The organism is Candidatus Thermoplasmatota archaeon (genome assembly GCA_034660695.1).
Taxonomy (GTDB): Archaea; Thermoplasmatota; E2; order UBA202; family DSCA01; genus JAYEJS01.
This window is the reverse complement of record JAYEJS010000097.1, coordinates 19,014-27,933: the sequence shown is the minus strand read 5'-3', so window position 1 is coordinate 27,933 and position 8,920 is coordinate 19,014. Positions and strand designations below refer to the sequence as shown.

Annotated in this window: 9 protein-coding genes and 1 other RNA gene; 8 read left to right on the top strand and 2 right to left on the bottom strand. The window is 37.8% G+C overall.

What is annotated here, in order from left to right:
• The first annotated feature begins 348 nt into the window (after window positions 1-348).
• From U9O96_05015 to U9O96_04980, 8 genes are all read left to right on the top strand, one after another.
• Complete coding sequence (locus U9O96_05015) at window positions 349-600, top strand: hypothetical protein (GenBank protein ID MEA2054459.1); 252 nt, start codon at window positions 349-351, stop codon at window positions 598-600.
• Window positions 601-640: 40 nt separating this feature from the next.
• An RNA gene (ffs, locus tag U9O96_05010) (signal recognition particle sRNA) lies at window positions 641-953 on the top strand.
• 8 nt (window positions 954-961) lie between these two features.
• Window positions 962-2,407, top strand: a complete 1,446-nt coding sequence (locus U9O96_05005) for a DNA-directed DNA polymerase II small subunit (protein ID MEA2054458.1) — start codon at window positions 962-964, stop codon at window positions 2,405-2,407.
• Window positions 2,408-2,468: 61 nt separating this feature from the next.
• The gene (gene hflX, locus U9O96_05000) at window positions 2,469-3,734 is read left to right on the top strand and encodes a GTPase HflX (GenBank protein ID MEA2054457.1); all 1,266 of its coding nucleotides are present in this window, start codon (window positions 2,469-2,471) and stop codon (window positions 3,732-3,734) included.
• A 10-nt stretch (window positions 3,735-3,744) separates the two neighbouring features.
• Window positions 3,745-3,969: a DUF357 domain-containing protein gene (locus U9O96_04995; GenBank protein ID MEA2054456.1), complete on the top strand. Its 225-nt coding sequence runs from the start codon at window positions 3,745-3,747 to the stop codon at window positions 3,967-3,969.
• Between the two features lie 6 nt (window positions 3,970-3,975).
• Complete coding sequence (gene hypB, locus U9O96_04990; GenBank protein ID MEA2054455.1) at window positions 3,976-4,626, top strand: hydrogenase nickel incorporation protein HypB; 651 nt, start codon at window positions 3,976-3,978, stop codon at window positions 4,624-4,626.
• Window positions 4,611-5,306 (top strand): TraB/GumN family protein, encoded by a 696-nt coding sequence (locus U9O96_04985; protein MEA2054454.1) that lies wholly within the window; start codon window positions 4,611-4,613, stop codon window positions 5,304-5,306. The genes hypB and U9O96_04985 overlap by 16 nt, the downstream gene beginning before the upstream one ends.
• Window positions 5,307-5,617: 311 nt before the next feature.
• The gene (locus U9O96_04980; protein MEA2054453.1) at window positions 5,618-6,979 is read left to right on the top strand and encodes a hypothetical protein; all 1,362 of its coding nucleotides are present in this window, start codon (window positions 5,618-5,620) and stop codon (window positions 6,977-6,979) included.
• On the opposite strand, the gene U9O96_04975 is transcribed toward U9O96_04980, so the two are convergent.
• A complete protein-coding gene (locus U9O96_04975; GenBank protein MEA2054452.1) occupies window positions 6,963-7,544 on the bottom strand; it encodes a hypothetical protein in 582 nt (193 codons plus the stop codon). The genes U9O96_04980 and U9O96_04975 overlap by 17 nt on opposite strands.
• On the bottom strand, window positions 7,541-8,557 hold the full coding sequence (locus tag U9O96_04970; GenBank protein MEA2054451.1) for a glycosyltransferase family 4 protein: 1,017 nt from the start codon (window positions 8,555-8,557) through the stop codon (window positions 7,541-7,543). The genes U9O96_04975 and U9O96_04970 overlap by 4 nt, the downstream gene beginning before the upstream one ends.
• Window positions 8,558-8,920 lie beyond the last annotated feature (363 nt).

The following is an 8,920-nucleotide window of genomic DNA, read 5'->3' as shown; positions in this document are numbered from 1 at the left end:
CACATCGTGGCATAAAAGTAGCCACTAGAAAAAAATTGAATCTTAAGAGAAAAAAATAGCGACCGCCTCCTTAATTCTGGAGTTTTTTGAGCTTTCCACATCAAATTTTTTTCTGGAACTTCCGTTGTAAGTCCAAAAAAGAGGCAAAAAAGAAGGAAGGAAAGAGCAAAAAGAAAAAGAAATAGAAGGTGGGGATATTCCTTGCTTCATCTTCACTTTGTTATTGCCCGTTCCTGTTAACATTTTAGGAGATTGCAGATGCCCTCGCCCATTTACGGGCCCAGAATGCACAAACTTTTATATTGAATGCTATTTCTTTAATGAAGGTTAAACAAAGAGGAGGAGACAATGGAAATAGAGCCGAAGAAATGGAGAAGGTGGCTTTTTTACCTGGATGTTATAGTGGTGGCAGCATTAATAATAGCGATTGTATTTCTTGCCAAGGATGCTTATTGGGCGGGGTACTACCACGGCAGCAATGATGAAATCACATATCTATGGCACATGGCGCGTGACGTTGCATTCGTTACCGGCTCACTTGCCTGGATTTTTTACCGGTTTTTTGCAAATGAATTCAGGATCCTCCGTCACCCATGGTAATATTATTAAAGCAATCGAATATTAGGATTCTGGCTAAAGGTCATGGACTAGGCTGGGAGGTTAGGCGTCTCCTGTAACCGAAAAACGCCTTTGTCGGGGCCGAAGTCTTCAAGGCGATGTACAGGCTATGCAGCGATCCAGCATTGGACAATGAAATCTCGTCCTCTGGGACCAAAGGTGATGGTTTCGTTGGCCGGAGGGGCAATCACCCATCTTAACCTCGGAAAAGGGGCCAGGCCCGGAAGGGAGCAGCCCGGCCGAGGACTACTGGTGCTCAGAGGGGCACGGGATTGAGGAAAATGATGGAAAAATCGCTACATTGTCTGCATGCCCACTTGGAGACGTGTCCATACCGGCTAAAATGGATGAGAGAAAGAAGATAATTGAGTACTTTCAGAAAAATAGTGTACTTATTCAATCTGAAGCTGTGGATTTTTTAGTTGAGAGAGGGAATGTTCTAAAAAATTCTAAAAAGGTCCTTGAAGAATTTGATGAAAAACCTCTAAACATTTTATTAGGAGATATTAAAAAAGTTTTTGATGAAGATGATAGAAAGGAAAAAAAGGCGGCCATACCACATATAGAAGGGAGCAGCGGCCTGGAAATACTGGAGGATGTTACCGGCAAAAGCAGTTGTGAAGGAACATTATCTGATTTCACTCATTTGTTCAGGGATAGATATGAAAGTCTTTATGCTCTTTTGAGAAAGAGACAGGAAATGAAAAATCTTCTTCCATTGAAAAAAGCTCAAAGACGAGAGGGAGATGTTGCTGTAATTGGTATTGTGAATGAGATAAAACGAGGAAAAAATGGTCATGTGCTAGTTGATATAGAAGATGAAAGCGACAATGCAACTCTGTATATCCAGAAGGATGTTGCGGGTGCTGCTGCCGCCATCGTTGAGGATGAAGTTATAGGTGCTGTTGGAAAGACGGGCAGAGGGGGATTGATAATAACCCAGAATATAATATGGCCGGACGTGCCGTTGAATAAAAAGAAGCGCTACGCAGAAGAAGAGGCATATGTTGCATTTATCTCCGATATTCATATCGGCAGTAAGACTTTTTTGGGAAATGAATGGGCGAATTTCATTAAGTGGATTAATGGGAATACAGGAAATGAAAAACAGAAGGAAGTAGCTAAAAAGGTTAAATATATAATAATGCCAGGAGATATCATAGAGGGGATTGGCATATACCCACGCCAGGAGAAAGACCTGAAAATAAATGACGTATACGGGCAATACAAAGCCATTGCACGTGAAATGGAGGGGATACCGGAAAATATAAAAATACTGATTCAGCCGGGCAACCATGATGCTGTTCGGCCTGCCCTTCCGCAGCCTGCTTTCGGGGGGGAGATAAGGGATATGTTCTCGGATATGAATGTTATTTTTGTTGGCAACCCGTGCTATATGAGAATGAATGGGGTGGAAGTGCTCTCATACCACGGGCAATCCCTGCAGGATTTTTCAACCCGCATAGGAATTGATCAGAATCGACCGACTGAAATAATGAAGAGTATGCTGCAGTGCCGCCACATGGCCCCAATATATGGTGACGGCACTCCGCTTGCCCCAGAAAAAAGAGATTATATGGTTATTGATAGAGTACCAGATATTTTTGTCACGGGACATGTGCACACAACAGCAATTGATAGATATAGAGGTGTTCTTCTCATAAATGCCTCTACATGGCAATCCCAGACAGAGTACCAAAAAATGATGAATTTTTCGCCCGACCCCGCAAAGGTTCCGGTTGTTAATCTGAGCAACGGACATACAAGCTTGATGGACTTCAGCACATAAGGCACACCCCTTTATTTCCATTGGAAAAGATTTTTTTAGTAGGATTGCTATAAAGAATTAGATGGATGATAAAAAAGCGATAATAATCTCGCTTCAAGACAACAATGACGAAATAGAACGTCTTGCAAAATCATTAGGTTATAGTGTAATAAAGACATTTATACAACACCGTGATAAACCAAATCCCTCATTTTACATTGGGGGCGGTAAAATTAAGGAAATAAAGGAATATGTAGAAAAAAGGGGGGTAAGATGTGTTATAGTAAACGAAAAACTCCATCCATCACAGTGGTACAATATGGAAAATTTCCTGAATGTTAAAGTTTACGACCGTATACGGCTCATCCTCGACATATTTGCAGACAGGGCAAAAAGAAAAGAGGCAAAATTACAAGTAAAGCTTGCGTATTTAAGATACGAGAGATCCTACATCAGAGAATTAATCCATCGAGCTAAAACTGGAGAACACCCTGGCTTTATGGGTGGAGGAGAATACCAAGTGGCAAACTATTATGAGATGATAAAAAAACAAATGAAAAGGATTAAAGAAGAATTGGAAAAGATAGGACAGGAAAGAGAATCTCATCGCCGGTACAGATGGAAGAAAGGATTTTATTTGATTGCTGTAGCAGGGTATACAAATGCAGGAAAAAGTAGTTTGCTTAATCGATTAACAGGGGAGCATGTTAAGGTGGAAGAAAGATTGTTTTCTACACTTTCTACAACCACACGTGCAATAAAACAAAAAAAAGGAACGAAAACAATACCGATTTTAATTACAGATACCATAGGGTTTATAAGAGATTTGCCGCACTGGCTCGTGGATTCCTTCCATTCCACTCTTGAGGAAATAGAGCTGTCAGATATGGTGATCTTACTAGTAGATATTGGTGAAGAAGTTGATACACTCATAGAGAAAACAGAATTATCCATAAAAGAAATTATGAGTATGAGAGCCCATCCAAATGTTATAGTAGGATTAAATAAAGCAGATAAGATCAGTAAAAGAGAAAAAGAAATGAAACTTGAAAGTATAAAAAAGATTATAGGCAACAGACCATATGTATTTTTATCAGCAAAAACCGGGGAAAATATAGAACAGCTGATCGAGTTGGTTTATGATTTACTGCCCAACAATGTCATCATGGAAATTAAGTTCCCACAGGAGGCAAGAGAAGATTTATCATCAATATTTAATGAGGATGTAGACGTACTTGATTTCGGTTGCACTCCCGATGGAAAGATATGTATAAGCTGCAGCGACAGGCTTAAAGAAAAAGTGATGGGAAGGCTTATAAAAAGAGGAGCACAAGTAAAAATTATATAAAGGGATATATATGAAAAAAGAAAGAGTGATTAAAGACATAAAGTTATTTGAAGAAAATATAAAAATATTGGAAGAAGAAAACAGGGCCGTAGAAATGGCTGTGCGATATTATAATGATGCCAAGTATTATCTCTCAAAAAAAGATTTTTTTACTGCATTTGGATGTATAAATTATGCTCACGGGTTGATAGATACATTGAGAATGAAAGGTTTTAAAGAGGAAAACATCCTTTAGGGTATTATGCATAAGATAGATTTGTCTGTTAGCAAAGACTTATTCGAAGAAAATAAGAAGATAGCAGAATCAAATAATGAGACGTTGAAAAAAAGAAATATTCTATCTATTGATTTTATGGGATCTATAGGCTCAGGAAAAACGCTCATTATTGAAAAAATGGTCGAAAAACTATTGGGAAGAAAGAAAGTGGGAGTGATAGTAGGGGATGTGACTGGTGATGATGACTATAGAAGGATAAAAAGACATAATGTGCAGGTTGTAAACATAAATACAGGGAAAGAATGTCATTTAGATGCCCATCTAATAGAGCATGCGCTAGAAAATATTGATTTGGATAGCATAGACGTACTTTTTGTAGAAAACATAGGGAATTTAGTATGTCCTGCAGATTTTGTGTTGGGTTGCAACAAAAGAGGGGTGGTAATATCTGTTACTGAAGGGGATGATATGGTCAGAAAACACCCATTAATCTTTCAAATTTCTGATTTCGTTATTATAAATAAAATAGATCTAGTGGAATATATGGAAGTAAGTATAGATAAAATCCTTAAAGATTTAGAGAGGATAGCTCCCAGAAAAATCTTTCTTACAGATGCAAAACATAATAAAGGAATAGATGAATTGGTTCAGTGGATTATATGGAAAAAAGAATAATTTTGGTTGGAGTTGGGCATGTATTCAATATATCTACACAGGTAGAAGGTATAATCGATACTGTAAATCCCGATGTTGTAGCTCTAGAATTGGATAAAAACCGCCTTTCTTTCCTTTTAAATCCCAGCACAAAAAGAGATGGCATTCCTCTATTTTATTTGATTTTATCAAAAATACAAAGAAAAATTGCCAAGATGTACGGCGTCACGACGGGATCAGAAATGGTGGCATGTGTAAAAAAAGCGGAAGATAAGGGTATCGGAATCTTATGTATAGATATGGACGCCAGACTAGTTGCAGAAAGGTTGTGGAGAGAAATTTCATTTAAAAAGAAAATGATGTTTGTTCTTGGAAGTATATTTTCTATATTTATAACTAAAAAGAAAATAGAAAATGAATTGCGAGCATTCGAGGATAAACCATTCTCTTATTTCAATCAGATCAGCATTCAATTTCCAGAATTTAATAAAATTCTTATAGACGATAGAAATGAATTTATGTATAATAAATTGTTAAAAGCATTAGATATTTATGATGTGATAGTTGCTTTTGTAGGAGAAGGTCATATTCTGGGTTTGCAAAAACTTTTGGAGAGTAAGGTAAGCATGACTGCAGTCCATTTAAAAGATTTAAGAGAAAACAATTGGAAGGAGAAATTATCTGAAGGAAATCCAGTCTAAAATTGCAGTCTTCATTTCCCTGCGGCCATTAAAAAATATGAATGTTCCTCTAAGATGCCTGCCAGTCGTAATTGCCCTTGCAACAATAAGCAATGAATTTTCTTCTATAACCTTCCTTTTTTTCCATTGGTCTATCGTCATACACTGGAACGAATGCCCTGCAGCGGCGTAAGGAGGCGCCCCAAAACATGATGGTCCATCTGGATACTCATCATGTATCCTTATGTTGCACAGCTGTGATATTTTAAATTTCCAGTGGAAATAATGGGGGGTGGGTAACCTTTTTCTATGGTGAACATATATTAGAAATAATGAAGGTCATATTGCCGTTGCTCATTGCAGCCATGTTTTTCATTCCAAACGCGTTCTCGCCCTTTTTTATAATGGATACTTATCCAAATTCTTTAGTTGGCAAGGAAAAAAATGTATGGGTGTATGCTTGGGATCCTGAAGACGAGGGCAACCATTTCCCCTGTGGGAGGGAATGGTGGAATGTTGATGCTTTTTTTGTGCTGGAGGGTATGGGCAACTGGAGCCTGACCGCATCTTTTGAATATGAGATGGAAACCCCGGCATCCAATCTTTTTCTCACAGTTTTTGATATGGACAATGGTGATTGTTATAGTCTTGGCTCATATGGCGATGGTGTTGAAACCCTCTCCCATGAAAAAAACAGAGTGGAATTGCAGTACTATAATTCCTGGATGAAAGGTTTGTATCCTGAATATGTGGTGCATTTTGAAAGAAAAAATTTTGTTATAAATCTCTGTTGCACAGCTGTAACTCCACCAAAATGGGTCGCGGATGAGATTTCCAATGCAATTCTTCCCATGGGGTTGGGTTATTACAGGTATGGCTTCATTCCGTTATGTGACATCACAGGGGACATTACTATCGGTAATGAAACAATGAAACTGTATGGAAGCGGCTATTATGAGCATGTATGGGGTAACTGGACATATGGCAATCCTTTTAAAAATCATTCAGATATTGGAAATGTTTCTTCTGCGTATATAAATCTTGCAAAGTGGTGGTTATCCCATCATTCAGTATCTGTTCCTTCTTCGATCGCTTTTTCTTCAGATAATAATATGTTTGGTTATGACTGGATATGGTCATCTTTTGATAATGGATGGAGTATGTTTTACGGAAATGTTCCTTTCTGGGTCTGTGAAGGCCCCGCATTCGGTATTCTCTATCTTGTTTCGGATGGAGGTCAATACATTGAATTTTCCAATATTGTATATGAATATGGAGGTATGGTATATGTCGAGGAATATGATGTTTACTATCCTTCAGAGATAGAAATAAATGCAAGGGAAGGCAATCAAATATTGTCACTGCACTTTAGAATGGTTTGTGATGTGCACACCTATCTTGATACGAATCTTTCGTCATCATACTGGCAAGCCATTTTCCTGTGGGAATCCCCCGGGTATGTCTCCGGCTACTATTTTGATGGGGAGAAAAATATAACGTTGAACGGCAGATGTGAAATGGAGCCGGAGAGGCAAGTATCCAGATGGGGGCACACATCTTTGAGTGTGAATTTCACTACTCTTCCTGATGGATTGGGTATTGAAATTCTATTTATTTCCCACTTTTTAGGGGCGGGAGTTGAAGTTATATTTCAGCTCTTCCCCCTTCGCTTTTCAATCAGATTTTTGGCTTAGCCAGCTTTCCCTTTTCCAGATGTGAGGCAATAAGGCTTATCACAATAGTTGCAATAATGAGTATAAATGTTGCGTTTTGTGCCACGCCTTTTTCAAAAAGGGCGTAGAATGTTCCAGAAAGCAGCAATAGAAAACCAAATTTTATTATGGCCCCTGCAACAATGTATGCAATCGACTTTTTATAATTCCAGTCGTTTATGGCGATAAAAGCCCCTGTATATGGAAGCACGGGAGCGATTCTGTTAATCAGTAAAATTCTTTCATCCTTTACAATCAGCATTTCGCTGTATTTCTTCATCAGATTTTTAATAAAATGTGGGGGTGAATATTTTTTTACAATCAAATAAAGTATGGAATTACCAGAAAAACTTGCGAATACTGCTATTATTAATATAACAAATCCCCACAAAAAATTTTGGGGATTGGTTGAATATATAACTAAAAGAAAAAAATCTGGGAGCGCTGGAAAAATCATGCTGTCAATCAGAAAAATTACATATAATGCAAGAACCATCCCAATAACACCGAAATTGCTGAAGAAATTGATGATTGCATCTCCTATCATTTTATCAAATTTACATATAAATGTGCCAGCATATCAACTGTTTTTTCGATATCCTGCTCCCGAGCCAGCTTCATTGCCCCCGATTCCAGCATCTTTCGCAATTCATCATCACTTGAAACTGCTTCAATATGGGTAGCATACTCCTCAACACTTTTTCCCTTCAGGCAGTTTATACCGTCTCTAAACCAATCCTTATAAATATCAATATCTCTAATAAGGAGGACTTTCCCCGCAGCAGCGGCCTCAAAGAGCGCGTTACCATAACTTTCGGCATATGTGGGGAAGAAAAAGGCATCTCCTCCAGAGTATATTGAATTCATTTCGCTAAACGGGATGTGGCCTATGAATTTTGCATTTTTCGGTGTACCAGAAATATCCACTTTTTCAAGTCCGGGTTCTGTAGAACCAATCCATACAAATTGAAAGTTATTTTTTTTTCCAAATTTTTTTGCAACTTCCATAAAATCATGTACACCTTTTCGGGGTATAATAAGCCCGACCGAGAATATGATGAATTTGTTGTTAAAACCGTATTTCTTCCTGAAATCTTCCCTGTCTTTTTTACTAAATGTAAATTTCTTGCAGTCCACACCGTTTGGTATAACCCTTAATTCTCTCTTTATCCCGTTTTTCTCCATCCATCTTTTTACGTAAGGGGTGGCACATACTACAACATCCGCCTGATTGTATATCCATTTCGAGTATTTATCAAACAGGGGATACAGAACCCTATCAAATTTAAACCCTCCTTTTACCAGTTCTGGGATGTGGCGGGCATGAATAACAACAGGCTTGCCTTCTTTCCTTGTCTTTTTTATAAGTGGAATAAAATTTGGCATAGGGTTGTGAAGATGCAGTACATCAAAATCTCTGGAATCATCAATTGTAACATCAAAACCTCTTTCTCTCAACTTTTGGGCAAGGACTGGCACCTGCGTCCCCATCCCGCCTGCATTCTTGAATGTAATCAATCTGCTGAGGGTGCTCAGTCCTGTCACCATGTTTATTTTCATCTTATCCTTTAGATAATTGAATATCCATGCCTTTATTAAGTTTATAGTTGATGTGATGAATAATCTGTTGCATTTAATTTTGAAATGTATTGTGAAAGAGTTCTCGATAAGCCTTCCATTTATCTATATGGTAAAAATACTACATGAATAAAGACAAGGAATTGCATATTTTATTTCATCTTCTCAATCTAAGTCTTCGGCATGAACTACACAGTTTCTGATAATGACATTGGGTTTTTTCCCACTCTTAACAAAACTCAATATTGATAACTTTACCGATATTTAAAATAGTTTCTGAAATGGCATCCTGGTGATTTCCTTACTTTATTCTTGAATTGCTTTTCTGCATTGTTGAAAATATAT

What these genes read in the sequence shown, in the direction of transcription:
- U9O96_05015 (MEA2054459.1), top strand. Translation starts at nt 349, where the DNA reads ATGGAAATAGAGCCGAAGAAATGGAGAAGGTGGCTTTTTTACCTGGAT.
- U9O96_05005 (MEA2054458.1), top strand. Translation starts at nt 962, where the DNA reads ATGGATGAGAGAAAGAAGATAATTGAGTACTTTCAGAAAAATAGTGTA.
- hflX (MEA2054457.1), top strand. Translation starts at nt 2,469, where the DNA reads ATGGATGATAAAAAAGCGATAATAATCTCGCTTCAAGACAACAATGAC.
- U9O96_04995 (MEA2054456.1), top strand. Translation starts at nt 3,745, where the DNA reads ATGAAAAAAGAAAGAGTGATTAAAGACATAAAGTTATTTGAAGAAAAT.
- hypB (MEA2054455.1), top strand. Translation starts at nt 3,976, where the DNA reads ATGCATAAGATAGATTTGTCTGTTAGCAAAGACTTATTCGAAGAAAAT.
- U9O96_04985 (MEA2054454.1), top strand. Translation starts at nt 4,611, where the DNA reads ATGGAAAAAAGAATAATTTTGGTTGGAGTTGGGCATGTATTCAATATA.
- U9O96_04980 (MEA2054453.1), top strand. Translation starts at nt 5,618, where the DNA reads ATGAAGGTCATATTGCCGTTGCTCATTGCAGCCATGTTTTTCATTCCA.
- U9O96_04975 (MEA2054452.1), bottom strand. Translation starts at nt 7,544, where the DNA reads ATGATAGGAGATGCAATCATCAATTTCTTCAGCAATTTCGGTGTTATT.
- U9O96_04970 (MEA2054451.1), bottom strand. Translation starts at nt 8,557, where the DNA reads ATGAAAATAAACATGGTGACAGGACTGAGCACCCTCAGCAGATTGATT.